This window comes from Nocardia sp. NPDC059240, assembly GCF_042753865.1.
Taxonomy (GTDB): Bacteria; Actinomycetota; Actinomycetes; order Mycobacteriales; family Mycobacteriaceae; genus Nocardia.
In genome coordinates, this window is sequence record NZ_JBHZAC010000008.1 from 109,932 (window position 1) to 126,065 (window position 16,134).

14 protein-coding genes are annotated in these 16,134 nt (G+C 69.0%); 7 read left to right on the forward strand and 7 right to left on the reverse strand.

Going from position 1 to position 16,134, the window contains the following annotated elements:
* The first annotated feature begins 153 nt into the window (after positions 1-153).
* Both ACFXHA_RS27960 and ACFXHA_RS27965 read left to right on the forward strand, forming a co-directional pair.
* Positions 154-1,182 (forward strand): alpha/beta hydrolase, encoded by a 1,029-nt coding sequence (locus ACFXHA_RS27960; protein ID WP_379362295.1) that lies wholly within the window; start codon positions 154-156, stop codon positions 1,180-1,182.
* A gap of 31 nt (positions 1,183-1,213) precedes the next feature.
* Complete coding sequence (locus ACFXHA_RS27965) at positions 1,214-2,014, forward strand: SDR family oxidoreductase (RefSeq protein ID WP_379361833.1); 801 nt, start codon at positions 1,214-1,216, stop codon at positions 2,012-2,014.
* Positions 2,015-2,021: 7 nt separating this feature from the next.
* On the opposite strand, the gene ACFXHA_RS27970 is transcribed toward ACFXHA_RS27965, so the two are convergent.
* The 6 genes from ACFXHA_RS27970 to ACFXHA_RS27995 all read right to left on the reverse strand — a co-directional run bounded on the left by ACFXHA_RS27970 (position 2,022) and on the right by ACFXHA_RS27995 (position 8,857).
* Entirely contained in the window at positions 2,022-2,303 is a 282-nt protein-coding gene (locus tag ACFXHA_RS27970) for a hypothetical protein (protein ID WP_379361835.1), read from the reverse strand.
* 165 nt (positions 2,304-2,468) lie between these two features.
* Positions 2,469-2,876 carry a hypothetical protein gene (locus ACFXHA_RS27975; protein ID WP_379361837.1) on the reverse strand — a complete coding sequence of 136 codons (408 nt, stop codon included), beginning with the start codon at positions 2,874-2,876 and terminating at the stop codon, positions 2,469-2,471.
* 58 nt (positions 2,877-2,934) lie between these two features.
* Positions 2,935-4,299, reverse strand: a complete 1,365-nt coding sequence (locus ACFXHA_RS27980; protein ID WP_379361839.1) for a lipase family protein — start codon at positions 4,297-4,299, stop codon at positions 2,935-2,937.
* Between the two features lie 166 nt (positions 4,300-4,465).
* Complete coding sequence (locus ACFXHA_RS27985; protein ID WP_379361841.1) at positions 4,466-6,640, reverse strand: LuxR C-terminal-related transcriptional regulator; 2,175 nt, start codon at positions 6,638-6,640, stop codon at positions 4,466-4,468.
* 239 nt (positions 6,641-6,879) lie between these two features.
* Positions 6,880-7,806, reverse strand: coding sequence for a hypothetical protein (locus tag ACFXHA_RS27990; protein WP_379361843.1), 927 nt, complete (start codon positions 7,804-7,806; stop codon positions 6,880-6,882).
* A gap of 4 nt (positions 7,807-7,810) precedes the next feature.
* Positions 7,811-8,857, reverse strand: coding sequence for a 3-oxoacyl-ACP synthase III family protein (locus tag ACFXHA_RS27995; protein ID WP_379361845.1), 1,047 nt, complete (start codon positions 8,855-8,857; stop codon positions 7,811-7,813).
* Positions 8,858-9,277: 420 nt separating this feature from the next.
* On the opposite strand from ACFXHA_RS27995, the gene ACFXHA_RS28000 reads away from it, so the two are divergent.
* The 4 genes from ACFXHA_RS28000 (at position 9,278) to ACFXHA_RS28015 (ending at position 14,031) form a co-directional block, all read left to right on the forward strand.
* On the forward strand, positions 9,278-10,945 hold the full coding sequence (locus ACFXHA_RS28000; RefSeq protein ID WP_379361847.1) for a fatty acid CoA ligase family protein: 1,668 nt from the start codon (positions 9,278-9,280) through the stop codon (positions 10,943-10,945).
* Between the two features lie 46 nt (positions 10,946-10,991).
* On the forward strand, positions 10,992-12,059 hold the full coding sequence (locus ACFXHA_RS28005; protein ID WP_379361849.1) for an NAD-dependent epimerase/dehydratase family protein: 1,068 nt from the start codon (positions 10,992-10,994) through the stop codon (positions 12,057-12,059).
* A gap of 139 nt (positions 12,060-12,198) precedes the next feature.
* A complete protein-coding gene (locus ACFXHA_RS28010) occupies positions 12,199-13,029 on the forward strand; it encodes an alpha/beta fold hydrolase (protein WP_379361851.1) in 831 nt (276 codons plus the stop codon).
* 84 nt (positions 13,030-13,113) lie between these two features.
* Positions 13,114-14,031 carry an oxygenase MpaB family protein gene (locus ACFXHA_RS28015; protein ID WP_379361853.1) on the forward strand — a complete coding sequence of 306 codons (918 nt, stop codon included), beginning with the start codon at positions 13,114-13,116 and terminating at the stop codon, positions 14,029-14,031.
* On the opposite strand, the gene ACFXHA_RS28020 is transcribed toward ACFXHA_RS28015, so the two are convergent.
* Entirely contained in the window at positions 13,979-14,923 is a 945-nt protein-coding gene (locus ACFXHA_RS28020; protein ID WP_379361855.1) for a helix-turn-helix transcriptional regulator, read from the reverse strand. The two genes, ACFXHA_RS28015 and ACFXHA_RS28020, sit on opposite strands and share 53 nt — an antisense overlap.
* Before the next feature lie 62 nt (positions 14,924-14,985).
* Between ACFXHA_RS28020 and ACFXHA_RS28025 the strand changes: the two genes are divergently transcribed.
* The gene (locus tag ACFXHA_RS28025; RefSeq protein WP_379361857.1) at positions 14,986-16,134 is read left to right on the forward strand and encodes an epoxide hydrolase family protein; all 1,149 of its coding nucleotides are present in this window, start codon (positions 14,986-14,988) and stop codon (positions 16,132-16,134) included.

The window sequence follows — 16,134 nt, forward strand, 5'->3', positions numbered from 1 at the left end:
CTGCCGACACCCCTTCTCACGTGGGAATTTCATTCTCGGGCATGACAATTCGCGTATCGCGGGTCAAGATGATCAACGGCCCAGGCCACCGAACAACGTTGTTTCACCAGTGCCCGTGGTTTCGTGGCGCGGAGGGGAGTGCCCGTGGCGACGATGCCGCAGAACTCGGAGCCGAGCTCGTCGGTGATCGTGGAAACGATCCGACCGGCCCGCATCGGGACCCGGCTGGTCCATCCCGTCCTGCGCACCACACTGCAGCAGTTCCTGCGCGCCGGCGCCTGGGTCGCCGACCTCGGACCGCAGCCCGCGAACCTGATCTTCCGGGCCACCCGGCTGTCGGAGAAGCCCGCCGCCGTACTCGGCAAACCGCGCGGTGTGCGGCGCGAACCGCTGCGCTTCGAACACTGCGATGCCGAATGGCTCTGGCAGTCGCCGATTCCGGATCCGCGCGTGGACCGCGACGCCGCCATCCTCTACTTCCACGGTGGCGCGTTCATCGCGGGCGGGCTCAACAGCTATCGCCGCCACACCGCACGCATGGCGGTGCTGAGCGAACTGCCGGTGCTGACCGTGGACTACCGGCAGTTGCCCGACGCGCATCCCAACGAGAGCCTCGACGACGCCCTGGCCGCCTACCGGCATCTGCTGGCCGAGGGATTCCCGCCCGAGCAGATCATCGTGGCCGGAGATTCCGCGGGCGGCGGGCTGGCCCTGCGCCTGGCGCTGACGCTGCGAGAGCTGGGTCTGCCACTGCCCGTGGCACTTTCGGTGACATCGCCGTGGGCGGACTTCGATTCCACGGCGCGCCTGGCGCACCCGAACGCCCGCTACGACGCGGTGCTGCCCGCGCTCGGCCCGGACATGGTGGTGCGTCGCGGTATCGCGGTGGACGGGGTGCTGGATCCGGCCTGGTCGGTCGTCAACCACGACTTCACCGGTCTGCCACCGATTCTGCTGCAGGTCGGCTCCCGGGAAATGCTGCTGGCCGACGCACTGGCGGTGGCGCGCAATGCCGAGGCGGCCGGGGTGCCGCTGCGCCTGCAGGTCCGGCCGAGCGCCCCGCACACGCTGATTCATCTCGGCGCCGGGCTGCTGGCCGACGGCCGCGACGCCGCCCGCGATGCGGCCGAGTTCCACCGTGCGATGATCGAAGGCGGGCAATCCGGTCGCAGCGCGGCCTGAACCGAAGGGCCCCGATCACCGAAAGGCTCCGATGACACAGCCTGCCAACGCTTCCGCCGTCTTCGTGACCGGTGCCGCCGCCGGTATCGGCCGTGCCATCGCGGAACGTTTCGCCCGGGAAGGCTGGACGGTCGGGCTCTACGACATCGACCCGGACGCGGTGCGCGCCACCGCCGAGGCGATCGGCGGTCGCACCGTGATCGGCTCTTTCGACGTCACCGACCCCGCCGGCTGGGACGCGGCGCTGAAGCAGTTCGCCGATGCCACAGGCCGTCTCGACCTACTGGTCAACAATGCGGGCATCCTGTTCTCCGGTCCCTTCGCCGACATCCCGCTCGACCGCCAGCACCGCCTGGTGGACGTCAATATCAAGGGCGTCCTCAACGGCTGCCACGCCGCTCTCCCCTACCTGCGTGTCACAGCGAACAGTCAGGTCATCAACCTGGCGTCCGCCTCTGCCCTCTACGGCCAGCCCGGCCTGGCCACCTACGGCGCGACCAAGGCCGCCGTCCGCAGCCTCACCGAGGCCCTCGACCTCGAATGGCGCCACTACGGCATCCGGGTCACCGATCTGCTCCCCCTGTTCGTGGCCACCGAGATGATGACCGAGGTGACCCGCGCCTCGAAGTCCGCGACCACGCTCGGCGTCCACCTCACCCCGGCCGATATCGCGAACACCGTGTGGCACACCGCGACCACGCCGCGCACTCTGCGCGGCCCGCACGTGCTCGTCGGCCTCCAGACCAAGCTGACGGCCCTGGCCACCCGCCTGTCCCCGCCCTTCGTCACCCGTGCGGTCGTCGCCTGGATCAGCAAGGCCGACACGCTGTAACCAGCGGTCAGCGCACCTGGGTGACCGCGGCCCTCGGGGTGGCTGTGGTCGTGGTCGGGGTGGTGGTGGCCGTGGTCGTGGCGGTTGTCGTGGTGGTCGGGGTAGTTGTCGATGCCGGGGTGGTGGTTCCGGTGGGCACGTCGATCACGTCGGGGATCTGGCCGCCGCCGAGCATGGGGACCGCGGTGGTGGTGGGTGGGGTCAGGGGGGTGCTGCGGTGGTCGCTGCAGCCCACGAGAACGGCCACCATTGCCGTCAGGGTCGCCAGGGTGATCAGGTGCTTGGGCACGAAGGGCCTTCCGGGTGCGGGCTGCGGTTACAGAACCGTCCGGTCGGTGACTTGTGACCGGACACAAAGATTTTGACGCAAAGTCGTGCACGCCGCGCCGGTGAAGATCAACTCGGCACGACTGGTCCGGTGTCGTGGCACGCGTGGTGGGTGGCGCGGCTCCGATCAGAGGGCGGCGAGGTCGCCGATGATGAAGATGGCCAGCGCGACGGTGAGAGTCACCGCGCCCGCCAGACCGAGGGGTGCGGTACGGGCCTTCTCGGCGAATTCGTCCTTGATGCCGGTCAGCCAGTTGATGGTGTCCTTGGCTGCGATGAAGATGCCGGAGACGACGGCCAGCCAGGCGGCGGTGAGGTTCCAGCCGCTCGACAGGTCGGAGAGATTGGCGGCGAAGACCAGGCCGAACAGGACCACGCCCTGCAGGACCGCGCCGACGTGGGCAACGGTGAGATAGCGAGGAGTCGGCGGATTGCCCTCTTTCATGCGCAGCATGGTCATGGGATAGCCGAGCAGCGTCCCGTAGGTGAGGGTCAGCAGTCCACCGATGATGAGGACTTTGTCGGTTGCGTTCATGGCGTCCCCCTTCCGGACGGATCCACCGTAGGAGTCCGCCGGAGGGGGTGCGCACGGTTCAGCGGAATCGATGCTCGAACTTCACCGAGGGCGGTGACGACGCGGGCGGAAGACTCGCGCCCGGCAGCGGACGAGCGGTCAGTGCGCGGGCCAGCACCCCGGCCAGGCCCAGATAACCACGCAGCGCCGACAACGAAAGTGCCAGGGAAACAACGGTTTCCGTCGTACCGGTCGGCAGCGGGCGGCCCGCGAAACGATCGGCGAGCCAGTTCTCGCACAGCGGTGCGGCCAGCAACCCCAGAGTGACATGCCCGCCGAGCACATCGCGGACATACCGGACCGGGGTGCCTGCGGCCCGATAGCGATCGACCAAGGCGTCCACATTGCCGCACGGGATGATCAGATCGTGCACGCCCTGCACCGCCAGCACCGGGAAGCGCGGCGGGCGGGCGCCCGGCTCGATATCGGCGAGCACGGCCCGGACCTGCGGCAAAGTGCGCAAGGTGGCCAGTCCAGAACCGTCGCGATCCTGCAGGCGGGTACCGGTGCTGCGCAACAGCAGCGGCACGGTGGCGGTGGTTTCGGCGCGATCCAGCAGCGCCAGCGACGCGGTGTCGAGTTGCTCGCGCAGCGCGCGATCCAAGGCCGGATAGGCGCGGCGCAGTCCGGCCAGGCACAGGGTGGCCAGTCCGCCGAAGGTCGAGCCGTTGAGCCGGAAGAAGGTCGATTCCAGCGAGCCGACCGGTGAACCCAGCACGGCGGCGAGAATATTCAGCTCCGGCGCGTAGCTCGCCGCTAGTTCCGCCGCCCAGGCCGTGGCCAGCCCGCCACCGGAATAGCCCCACAGCGCCACGGGCGTATCGACGGGCCGATCCAGGAAACTCAGCGTGGCGCGCAGTCCGTCGAGGGTGCGGTGGCCGGGTTCGCGGGGTGCGCCGAACCGTCCCGCGGTACCCACGTGATCGGGCACCGACACCGCCCAGCCGCGGGTCAGCGCGTGCTCGATGAGCAGCAGTTCGTACTGCGGCACCGAGCCCAAGGCCCGCGCGCCACGGCGAAAAGCGTACGAGGGCAGACATTTCGAGGCCACCGCGTCGATGGCGCACTGAAAGGAGACGATCGGCCGCGCCACGGTGGGATCCGCCCCGTACGGCAGGAGCACCGTGGTGACCACCGCCTCGGCCCGGCCGCGCAGATCGGTGCTGCGAAACAGCAACTGGGTGGCGGTGATTCGCTGCGGCACCACGCCCAGCAGCGCCAATTCCACGGGCCGCGACCGCAGGATCGCCCCCGGCGCGACCCGGTCGAGACCGCGCGGCCGCCGGTAGAACGGATCCTTTTCGGGCAGCGGCGGACGGTTCGCCACCCGCGCCGCCGATGTTCCCTCGGACGCCGATTCTCCCCCGGACCGAGACGCGATCATGCCAATCCCCTTTCGACCGTTGCCTATCCGACGGCACCGTCGGCCACCCGACGGCGCGTTCGTCACTCGTCAGCACCATTCGTGTGCGGCGAGAGCACCGGTAGATCACCCGACAGTGCCGGTTCGCCCCTCGGCGGCGCCGGTCGGTCCGGCGCTGCGCCCTTCGTCATCCGACGGCCGTGCGTGCCCCCGACTCCCCTGCGGCGGCCAGCGCGAAGCGCAGTTCGGAGCGGCGCGCGACCGCGAGTTTGCGGTACACCCGGGTCAGGTGCTGTTCCACGGTGCTGGTGGTGATGTCGAGTAGCTCGGCGATATCGCGATTGCGACTGCCCGACGCCGCCAGCTCCGCCACCCGCCGCTCGGCGGGACTGAGCGCCTCGGATCCCCCGGCGCTCACCCCTTCCCGGGCCGTGACCGGGCCGGGGTCGATGCGCAACCGGGCCAGCAGCGGCTCCGATCCGCAGGCCGCGGCCAGCCGCGCCGCTTCCCGCTGCGGCGGTCGCGCCCGGTCGGCCTCGCCGAGCGCACGGTAGGCGTCGCCGAGATCGGCCAGCACGGTGGCCAATTCGAGCTCATCGCCGCCGGTGCGGGCCAGCGCCGCCGCCCGCCGCAGCAGCGTGACCCGGCGCAGCGGATCGCTGGTGGCAGCCAGCAGCCGCAGCGACACCCCGCCGGTGTGATGGGCTTCGGCCCCGCCGATGGCGTCCAGGTGCCGGGTCGCGAAATTCTGTGCCTGCCAGTGCTGTCCGGCGCGCAGACTGGCCGCGGCCAGATCATTGCGCCAGGGCGCGAGCCACGGGAAGTCCATGCCCCACTCGTCCATCAGCCGGCCGCACCGCCGGAAGTGCCGCAGCGCCTCGTCGGGTCGTCCGGTGGCCAGGCAGTGTTCGCCGTGGGCGCGCAGATAGCCCAGCGCGAACCGGGATTCGAACAGCGCGCGCGGGACCGGCCGCTCCAGCTGCGCGGCGGCCTCGGTGTGGCGGCCCTGGGCGGTGCGGGCCCGCACCAGCACCGCGATCGGCCGCCCCAGCCACACACCGAGCTGTTCGGCGGGCAGCAGATTCAACGCGACCAGCGCATGTCCGGCCGCCTCCTCCAAATTCCCCTTGCGCAGCAGTGTTTCCGCGCGCGCCGAGGCGAACAGCGCCTGCCAGGTCGGTGCGCGCCGCGCTGTGGCCTCGGCCAGCAGGGCGGTGCACCACGCGTCGGCCGCATCGAGGCGGTCGGTATGTAACAGGCAGTCCACCGCCGCAACCAACACCTCCACGGTCGCGGGAGTCAGCCGATGCTGGGCCAGTATCCGTTGCGCGGCAGTGGCAGTCGCCGCGGCCGGACGTTGCTCGCACAGTCCACGCAGCAGCGCCGCAGCCTGCCGATGCGGTGAATCCCGTTCCAACAGCGCCGAATCCCGGCCGTACGGCGCCGAACCTCGTCCACGGAGCGCTGAACCCATCTCCGGCGGTACCGAACCCCGACCCGGCGGCACCGTACCCCGGCCCGGGAGTGCCGAATCACGGCCAGGCAGTGCTGAACCCTGCCCGGGCAGTGCAGAATCACGGTTCGGTGTGGGCGGCTCGGGCTCCGTCCAGGGATGTCGTTGGGCGGTGACCGGATGGGTGTAGCGGAGCCAGGCGCCGAGGAACTCGATGCGGTCGGTTCCCGCGCCCTCCGACCCACGCCGCAGCCGCAGCAGCGCGTGGTCGGCGTGCAGCACATAGCCGTGCCACAGCATTTGCAGCACCGTTATGGGCAGGTCGGCGGTGGGCACGCGCCCGGTGCGCAAGGCTGCCTTGAGCCGCCCGAAATTGCGGGTGCGGCTGGACGGATTGAGCCGCCATTCCACCCCGACCAGCCGGGTGGCGATGGCCGCCCGTTCGTCGGCGCGCCGACTGGCCCGGTATGCCAGCTCCAGATGTGTTCCCGCACTGTCGAGCTCGTCCGCGTCATAGGCATTGTCGGCGACTTCGATCAGTACCTGCGCCGCCCACGATCCGCGCGCGTCGCCGGCCGCGACCAGATGCTCGGCGACTACCTCGGCGGGCAGACCGGCACGGCACAGCAGTTCGGCGGCAGCCGCGTGCAGCGCCCGCCGCTCGTCGGCGGGCAGTTCCCGCAGTACCCGCGCGGCCATCTCCGGGTGCGCCCGGCACGGCCTCACGATCAGCCCGGCATTCGCCAATTCCGTGACCACCGTGTGGATTTCGTCGGCATCCGCGTCCAGCAGTGCCGCCACCCGGTCGATGTCGGCGGCGGCGCCGAGCACCGCTACCGCCCGCGCGACCCGTAGTCGCACCGCGTCCGGTGTGGCGACCGGACAGTTCCCCCTCCCGCCGGCCCCCACCGGCATCTCCCCTCGGCCCCGAGCGACCGACCGCGCCATCTGACGTCCCTTCACCGATCGGATGCGCCCGGCTGAGCGACATGGCACGGCGGAGCTTCGGTGTGCGAGAGCGGCATCATTGCAGCGAGGGCGCGTACGGCGCCCAGGATCAGCCGGGGCACAACGGTTCCGGTGGCCCCGGCCGGGCGAGCACTGCCCGCCGGGGCGAATTCACCGGATGAAATCTACTGTCAAACAGTCTATTTCACATTTACCTGCGACATGGTGTCAGCGGTGATGAGCGCCTGCGGGCGATAGACCAGTGCGGCCGCCGAATTCTCGTCCGCCGCCAGGAACACCACCGCGCGCGCCTCGTCGAGCATGCCCTGCCCGGCCGCGCTCAGGTAGGCGTGCACCGGGCTCGCCGAGTACGGGTCGCCCACGAACGGGTCGATGCCCGCGACCGCCGAGGACGGCAGACCCACCCGGTAGGCCACCCGCTCCCGGAAGCCGGGCAGAGGCGCGGGGGCCAGCAGGACGGCTGCGCCGGTGGCGAATTCGCCGGGATCCAGCCCTTCCCCGTCCAGGCAGGCGCGCAGCGCCTGCTCCGCGAGGGCGAGCGGATCACCGACGCCACTCCGTACGGTCAGCGCATTGCGCCCGTCGGTGCCCGCATTGTCCAGGTCGGCCCACGCGGTCGGCCCGCTCACCGGCGTCTCACTGGTGTAGATCCGCCCGAACCCGCCCGCGCTCTCGGTGGCGTGCAGCAGGATGGCCGCGCCACCGGCGGCGTAGGGGAAGTCCTCGCGCCCGCGCTCGGTCGAGGGATGGGTGTCACCGGCGACGATCAGCGCGTATTCGACATCGCCGAGTCCCGTGAAGCAGTGGGCCGCCATGAGCGCGTGCACGACTCCGGTCCCGCCGTTGAGCAGGTCGAAGGAGAACGCGGGCACCCTCCCGGTCGCGTACTCCAGGCCCACGGACAGCCGCTTCTGGATCAGCGCGGCGACCGCCGGTTCGGCGATATTGCTGTCGCGGAAGACACCGGCGTTGATGACCAGGCCGACCCGCTCCGGGGCGACCTCCGCCGCCGCCAGCGCCTGCCGCCCGGCACGGGACGCCAGTTCGAAGTAGCTACCGGTGTCGGTGTCGGTGCACACGGCGGCGGAAACGATTGCGGTGCTCATGAATTCAGGCCTCCAGCCGGGAGATGGTCGCGGCGAGGTGCCCGGAGACCACACCGGACGCCTCGGGGATCAACAGCACCTTCGAGCCACGCGGAATCTTCCGCTGCGCCAGGTGTTCCCGCAGCACCAGGAAGTGGGAGGTGGACGCGGTATTGCCGTATTCGGAGTACACGTTGAGCGCCTGCGGCATCGGGGTGTCGAAGTGCCGCTCGGTGAGCGAGCTCATGTATTCGATGGCCGGGCCGCTGAACTGGTGGTGAATCCAGTAGTCGTACTTCTCGCTCTCCCAGGCCCGCCCGGTCTCCAACAGGAAGTCGGCCATCCGCGAAATACCCTGCAGGAAGCGGGATTCGCTGGCCAGCGCCCGGTTGTCGGTGTACATCGCGATGCCGGTGGTCTTGTCACTGGGCTGCCCGATGCAGTGCTCGGCGCCGGCCGAGGTGGTCATCAGCTCGATGTAGTGGATCTCGTCGTCGTCGTTGCCCCGGTCGTCGACCACCACCGCGACCGCCGCGTCGCCGACGGTGAGCGCCGCGAACTGCGGGTCGTAGGGCTTGCTGATCTCGCGGACCGCGGTCTCGGCGATGGGCGTGATCTGCTCGCCACTGACCACCAGGCCCCGGCGCACCACCCCGGACTTGATCATCCGGTCCAGCATCAGCACCCCGGTGATCATCCCCGCGCAGGCGTTGGACAGATCGAAGTGCAGTGCCCCGGTCGCACCGATGGCCGCACCCAGCTGGGCGGCGAAGGACGGTGCGTAGCAGAACTGTCCGGGCCCGGTGAAGCGGGTGATGGACACCGAGATGATCACATCCAGCTCACCGGCGACATAGCCGGAGCGCTCCAGGCAGTCCTCGATCGCCTTGCGCGCCAGCACGAACGACGATTCGTAATTCTCCGGATCGGAATCGTGGACGCGCCGATTCTTGATTCCGGTAATTCGCTCCAGGTCCAATGCCCTGGGCACGGAAAGGCTGTTGATCACGTCTTCGGTGGAGCGAATCGTGCTGGGTGTGTACGCACCGATCGATTCGAAGCGTGTACGCATGTGGCCCCCTGCTCTCTGGACTGTGCGTGTCCGGTCGAATTTGGTTTGCGACGGCCGCAATTCGGTGTCCCCCGAGCCGGCCGCGCTGATATCCCGTAGCCCCGATGCCGAGTGAAACGCTACCGTACCGAGCAGTAGCGCCATGTCACACGCGTCACACGAATCACACTGGGCCAAGCCCTGTTTCGACGTAATTTCGCTGGACAAACACCATCGGACAGGGCATCGACGGCACACCCGTAGGGGGTGGAATAGGGGTAGGCGAAGAACCCGTGTCGGTACCCGAGGACACACTAAAACTGTTGTATATCAAGTGATTACGGTTCGCCACCGGTGGCGGTTCGAAGACACCGCGTGTAGCCTCACCGATACATTCATCGCATTCCTCGACAATTCACTGGGGGAAGTGTGTCGCATTCCTTGCCCACCATTTATTGGCGTGCCCTCGATCGCTTTCGCGATATCGTCGCCGCCCATCCCGAGCGGGAGGCGGTGATCTATCCGAACGGCAAGAATCGGGCCGGCCTGCCGAACTACGAGCAACTCACCTATGCCGAACTCGACGCCTGGTCGGACACCATTGCCGAGAAATTCACCGAGGCCGGCGTCGGCCGCGGCGTGCGCACCATCGTGCTGGTGCGCCCGGGACCGGAGCTGTACGCAGTCCTCTACGGGCTGTTCAAGATCGGCGCGGTGCCGGTCGTGATCGATCCGGGCATGGGCATGTTCAAGATGCTGCGCTGCCTGCAGGCCGCCGACGCGGAAGCCTTCGTGGGCGTCGTGGAGGCGCAGGCATTGCGCATCGTGTTCCGCGCCTACTTCCGCAAGGTGCGCGTCGCCGTCACGGTCGGCCGCTCCTGGTGGCAGGGCCCCACCCTCGAAAGCTGGGGCCGCACACCGGCTTCCACGCTGCCCGAGCGGGAACCCGGACCCGACGACGAGCCACTGCTCATCGCCTACACCACCGGCAGCACCGGCCCGGCCAAGGCGGTGATCCTCACCCACGGCAATCTCGCCGCCATGATCGAGCAGGTCGACGACGCGCGCGAACACGTCCCGCCGGGCACCTCGCTGATCACCGCGCCGGTGGCGGGCATTCTGGAACTGCTGCTCGGATCCCGGTGCGTGCTACCGCCGTTGATCCCCTCGCAGGTCGGCGCGACCGATCCCGCGCACGTGGTGGACGCGGTCGAGCGCTTCGCGGTGCGGACCATGTTCGCCTCGCCGGCGGTGATCATCCCGCTGCTGGCGCACATCGAGCAGACCGGTGCGGCGCTGCCCACCATCCAGAGCATCTACTCCGGCGGCGCGCCCGTCCCCGACTGGTGTGTGGCCGCGCTGCGGCAGGTGCTGCCCGAGGACGCCAAGGTGTACTCCGGGTACGGGGCCACCGAGGCGCTGCCCATGGCCACCATCGAATCCCGGGAGCTGCTGGGCGATCTCGTGGAGCAGGCCCATCACGGGCACGGCGTATGCGTCGGGCGACCCGCGCTGCACGTGTCGGCGCGCGTCATCGCCGTCACCGACGATCCGCTGCCCGAGTGGTCGGATGTGGAGGCCCGCTCCGCGGATCTGGCGGCCTCGCGCGGGATCGGCGAACTGGTGGTGTCCGGACCGAACGTCAGCACGCGCTACCTGTGGCCGCAGGCGGCCAATCGGATCGGCAAGATCGCCGACGGCGAGACGGTGTGGCATCGCACCGGCGATCTCGCCTGGATCGACGACGCGGGCCGAATCCGGTTCTGCGGGCGCAAATCCCAGCGGCTCGACACCGAGACCGGGCCCATGTTCACCGTGCAGGTGGAACAGGTCTTCAACACCCTCGAAGGCGTCGCGCGCACCGCGCTGGTCGGCGTCGGCGAACGCGGCGCCCAGCAGCCGGTGCTGTGCGTCGAGCTCGAAGCAGGCGCGGACCAGGCCGCCGTCGAACGCGAATTGCGCGGCCGCCGCGACGAATACGACATCACCAAGCCGGTGACGGAATTCCTGTTCCACCCGAAGTTCCCGGTGGACATCCGCCACAACGCCAAGATCGGCCGCGAGAAGCTGACCGTCTGGGCGGCCAAGCAGTTGGGTGGCAAGTCATGAGAACGCTAGCCCTGATCGAGGTGGTCGTGCGGATGGTGGCCGACGAATGGGCCAGCCGGCACCAGCCGATGCGGCGGGCATCATGAAGGTGCTGGTGACCGGGGCGTCCGGATTCCTCGGCGGCGCGCTGGCGCGTCGGCTGGTGCACGAGGACCACCAGGTGTCGATTCTGGTGCGGCCCACCAGCAATCTGCGCGATCTGGCCCCGGTCATCGACCGGGTCGAGCGTGTCTTCGGCGACCTGAGCGATCCCGAATCCCTGGATCGGGCGGCGCAAGGCGTGGATATCGTCTTCCACAGTGCCGCCCGGGTCGACGAGCGTGGCACCCGCGCCCGCTTCTGGGCCGAGAACACCGCCGCCACCGCCCGGCTGCTCACCGCGGCGCGGGCCGGCGGTGCACAGCGCTTCGTGTTCATCTCGAGTCCCAGCGCGCTCATGGACCGTGACGGCGGCGACCAGATCGATATCGACGAGTCGGTTCCGTATCCGAGTCGCTACCTCAACTACTACTGCGAGACCAAGGCGGCCGCCGAACGCCTGGTGCTGCAGGCGAATACGCCGGAGTTCACCACCTGTGCACTGCGCCCGCGCGCCATCTGGGGTGCGGGCGACCGGTCAGGTCCGCTGATCCGGCTGCTCGACCGCGCCGCGGCGGGCACCCTGCCGGATCTGTCGTCCGGACGCGAGGTCTACGCCTCGCTCTGCCACGTCGACAATATCGCCGAGGCCGCCGTTCTCGCCGCGACCAGCGAGAACGTGGGCGGCAAGCCGTATTTCGTGGCCGATGCCGAGCAGACGAACGTGTGGCGCTTCCTCGGCGAGGTCGCCACCGACCTCGGCTACGCCGCGCCGAGCCGCACCCTCGACCCGCGCATGGTCACCCTGATCGTGGACCTCATCGAAAACCTGCGGCGCATACCGTATCTCGCCGAGCACTGGACACCGCCGCTGTCGCGCTACTCGGTGGCGGTGATGACCCGCTCGGGCACCTACGACACCTCCGCGGCCACCCGCGATTTCGGATACCGGCCCGTAATGGACCGCGACACCGGCATGACCGAACTGAAATCCTGGATCCGCAGTGCGGGGGTGATCGCCGGATCCACACGCTGACCAGCGTCAGGGCGCTCTCCGCAAAGACTTGTGTTACGGCCGGTACCGGCTAGCATGGGCACTACTGCGCGAGGGCGAGTCGGTGCTGACGGCCCTCGGGGCCGCAACGCAGCACCGCACTCAATGAGGAGAGCGCCCGATGCCGGAGTTCGACTATCACGGCGTGTCCGTCACGTACGACCATGCCGGTTCGGGCGATCCGATCCTGTTCCTGCACAATCTCGGCGGCGACCGCCACATCTGGCGCAATCAGATGCGGGATCTGGCAGGTTCGCACAGCGTGTACGCACTGGACCTGTTCGGCTACGGCGATTCCGACACGCCCGCGACCGGGTACACCGTCGAGAACTACCTGCGCATGGTGTCGGAGTTCATCGACGCGCACCGTCTGACCAACCTCATCATGGTGGGCAATTGCTTCGGCAGCGCGATGTCACTGCTGTACGCCCGCCGGGAGCCACGCAATGTGCGCGCCCTGGTGCTGTGCAATCCGCTCACCGCCGCCACCCTGGCCCCCACCCTCACCGGCCGGACCGCCCGCGTCGCCGCCCACCTGCCGCTCGACGCGCTCACCCGCGCGATCCGATTGCCCGGCCTCGCCGCCGGTTTCGTGGTGCGCGAGCAACTCGGCCCGCGCGGCCGGCACATGGATGGCGCGACCTTCGCCGGCCTGCGCCGACGCTGGAGCGAACCCAGCCGCCTGCTGCCGCCCGCCGCCACCACCCGCGACCTGTCGACGCTGGCGGTGCTGGACGACTTCCGTCCGGGCCCGAGCTTCCCGCCCGTCACCACCATCTGGGGTGCGAAGAATCGTGTGCTGTCGGCGGCCGCCGGTGACCGCCTGAACCGGACGCTGTGCCCCGCCCAGGCCATCGAACTGCCCGACTGCGGCCACCTGGTCATGCTCGAGGAGCCCGAAACCGTCACCACCGCAATCCGTTCCGCGACCCGGACCGCGCTGGCGGGCTGAGCACGACGTCCGGAATTCTCGATCTGGTTGGAGCCTTTGCCAGATACCGTGTGCGAGATCACGTGCACGGGAGGGAGTTCGGCAATGAGCCGATTCATCAAGGCCGACGGTTGGGACGTGGCTGCGGCGCTGGGGCCGGAGTCATTGACCTGGAAGCATTTCGGGGACATCCGATCGATGCTGATCCTGGGCCGCGCGGGCACCCTGCAGAACATGCATCCCGTGCTCGACGCGGCGCTGCAGGAGCATTCGAACTTCTTCCGTGACCCGATGGACCGATTCGACCGCTCCATCAAGCCGATTCACGCCATGATCTACGAACCGCGACCGGTCGAACACGCGGCCACGGTGCGCGACTTCCACAAGCCGATCAAGGGCAGCCACGCCGACGGCGGCCGGTATCACGCACTGGACCCCGACGTGTTCTGGTGGACGCACGTCACCTTCTACGAATCCATCATCGCCACCCAGGAATTCTTCGGCACCCCGCTCACCGAGGACGAGCAGCGGCAGCTCATCGCCGAAGGCTTGAGCTGGTGGCGGCTCTACGGGATGAGCGAACGGCCCGCCTTCGGGGATCCCGAGAACTACCAGCGATATTGGGAACACATGTGGCGGGAAGTGCTGGGCCGCAATACGACCACCGACTTCGCCGCCGCCATCCACCGCGCGAAAGTGCCCGCGCCGCCCGGTGTTCCACAGGCGCTGTGGCGGCTGACCCGGCTGCCCGTCATGGGCATCGGCGTCTGGATCTCCAATGCCACCATGCCACCGCAGGCGCGCGAACTGCTCGGCTACCGCTGGACGAAATGGGATCAGGCCGCCTTCGAGGTCTTCCGCCGGGCAGTGCGGCTGACCTGGCAGCTCGCCCCGCAGCGGATGCGCTACATTCCCGAATCCTGGTCCGGCATGCGGAAATACCGCGAGAATCCAGCCGCCTACGCATCGGTCACTGCGTCGCCCGCCCCAGCAGCGCGGCCATTTCCCGAAGCCGCGCAGTGAGTTCCGGCGGCTCCAGGACACGGAACTCGAACCCGAAGTGCACCAGGTAGGAGGCGATGGAATCCAGGGAATGCGCACCCGTGTGCAGCACACAGGATTTCGGATCCACCGCCTCGAGCACGCCGACCGTGGGCGCGATCCGCTCCGCGGCCACCTCGATCGGGGCGTGCAGCAGCAACCGCGCCTGATATCGGTAGGCACCGGTGGTGACACCGTGCGAGACGAATTCGGCCGCGTCGGGAGCCTCCCGGGGCGTGAAGCCGGGGCCGGTCGGGATGCGCGGGGTGAGCCGATCGACCCGATAGGTGCGCCAGCCCTCCCGATCCACGTCCCAGCCGATCAGATACCAGCGACGACCGGTGTGCACGAGGCGATGCGGCTCGGTGGTGCGACGCGAGGCTTCGCCCTCGTGGTTGCGGTAGTCGAAACGCAGCCGATGCTGATCGCGAATGGCCGCGGCGATGACGGTCAGCGTGTCCGGGTCCACGCGCGGCCCACCCGCCGGCACGGCCACCGTCGCCGCCTGCAGGGCACTCACGCGATGCCGCAACCGTGACGGCAACACCTGCTCGAGTTTTGCCAGCGCCCGCAGCGAACTCTCCTCGATCCCCGCGATGGTGCCGCCCGCGGCCGTGCGCAAACCCATGGCCACCGCGACGGCCTCCTCGTCGTCGAGCAACAGCGGCGGCAGTTGCGCGCCCGCGCCCAGCCGATATCCGGCGGTGCCGGCCACCGCGTGCACGGGATAGCCGAGGCCGCGCAGCTTTTCGATATCCCGGCGGACGGTGCGGATATCGACCTCGAGTTGCGCGGCCAGTTCCGCGCCACTCCACTCGCGCGGAGTCTGCAACAGCGACAGCAGCCGCAGCAGTCGAGCGGAGGTTTCCAGCATGCTGTCGATTCTGCCTCGAGCTAGGGCCGGAGCTGTCCTAACCGGCTTCTAGCGTTCTTCTCATGAGCGACGACATCACGCCCTTCCGGATCGATATCCCCCAGCCGCAACTCGATGACCTGCGCGCCCGGCTCGACCATGCCCGGCTGCCCGCACCGCTGCCCGGCGACGACTGGGACACCGGAGTCCCCGTGCATTGGCTGCGTGAACTCGTCGAACACTGGCGCACCGGCTACGACTGGCGTGCCGCGGAGGCCGAACTCAACCGTTATCCGCAGTTCCTGACCGAGATCGAGGGTCAGCGCATCCACTTCCTGCACATCCGCTCGGCCGAACCGGACGCGGTGCCGCTGATCATCACCCACGGCTGGCCCGGCTCGATCGCGGACTTCCTCGACATCATCGGCCCGCTCACCGATCCGCGCGCGCACGGCGGCGATTCGGCCGACGCGTTCCATCTGGTCATCCCGTCGCTGCCCGGTTTCGGATTCTCCGGACCGGTCAGCGAAACCGGTTGGAGCCGAGCCCGGATCGGCCGGGTGTGGGCCGCCCTCATGGACCGGCTCGGCTACGACCGCTACGCCGTGCAGGGCGGCGACATCGGCGGCGCGGTGAGCCCGGAAGTGGCGCGGCACGCACCCGATCGGGTGATCGGCGTGCACGTCAACGGCGGCACCAACCTGCCGCCGCCGGATGCCATGAACGATCTCGCCGAACTGACCGAGCTCGAGCAGGACCGCATCCGCCGCATGCAGGCGTTCATGCAGGAAGAGATGGGGTACATCGCGATTCAGTCCACCCGGCCCCAGGCACTCGCCTACGGTCTAACGGATTCGCCGGTGGGGCAACTGGCCTGGATCATGGACAAGTTCCGCGAATGGACGCATCCGCGCAGCGTCGTGCCCGACAAGATCATCGATCGGGACCGGCTGCTGACCACCGCGATGATCTACTGGCTCACCGCCACCGCCGGTTCGGCGGCCTTCGTCGGCTATGCCAATCTCGGCGATTGGATTGCGCCCGGCGTGAATTCGGGTGTCCCGACCGGGGTCCTGTCCTTCGCGCACGACGTGTGCATCCGCCGCTACTGCGAGGAGGCCAACACGATCACCCGGTGGGTGGACGTGGATCGCGGCGGACATTTCGCGGCCATGGAAGAACCCGAACTGCTGGTGGCCGACGTCCGCGAGTTCTTCCGCGACCTGCGCTGA

Excerpts from the sequence above, each read along its gene's own strand:
- ACFXHA_RS27960 (WP_379362295.1), top strand. The coding sequence starts at position 154 with ATGCCGCAGAACTCGGAGCCGAGCTCGTCGGTGATCGTGGAAACGATC.
- ACFXHA_RS27965 (WP_379361833.1), top strand. The coding sequence starts at position 1,214 with ATGACACAGCCTGCCAACGCTTCCGCCGTCTTCGTGACCGGTGCCGCC.
- ACFXHA_RS27975 (WP_379361837.1), bottom strand. The coding sequence starts at position 2,876 with ATGAACGCAACCGACAAAGTCCTCATCATCGGTGGACTGCTGACCCTC.
- ACFXHA_RS27980 (WP_379361839.1), bottom strand. The coding sequence starts at position 4,299 with ATGATCGCGTCTCGGTCCGGGGGAGAATCGGCGTCCGAGGGAACATCG.
- ACFXHA_RS27990 (WP_379361843.1), bottom strand. The coding sequence starts at position 7,806 with ATGAGCACCGCAATCGTTTCCGCCGCCGTGTGCACCGACACCGACACC.
- ACFXHA_RS27995 (WP_379361845.1), bottom strand. The coding sequence starts at position 8,857 with ATGCGTACACGCTTCGAATCGATCGGTGCGTACACACCCAGCACGATT.
- ACFXHA_RS28005 (WP_379361849.1), top strand. The coding sequence starts at position 10,992 with ATGGGCCAGCCGGCACCAGCCGATGCGGCGGGCATCATGAAGGTGCTG.
- ACFXHA_RS28010 (WP_379361851.1), top strand. The coding sequence starts at position 12,199 with ATGCCGGAGTTCGACTATCACGGCGTGTCCGTCACGTACGACCATGCC.
- ACFXHA_RS28015 (WP_379361853.1), top strand. The coding sequence starts at position 13,114 with ATGAGCCGATTCATCAAGGCCGACGGTTGGGACGTGGCTGCGGCGCTG.
- ACFXHA_RS28020 (WP_379361855.1), bottom strand. The coding sequence starts at position 14,923 with ATGCTGGAAACCTCCGCTCGACTGCTGCGGCTGCTGTCGCTGTTGCAG.
- ACFXHA_RS28025 (WP_379361857.1), top strand. The coding sequence starts at position 14,986 with ATGAGCGACGACATCACGCCCTTCCGGATCGATATCCCCCAGCCGCAA.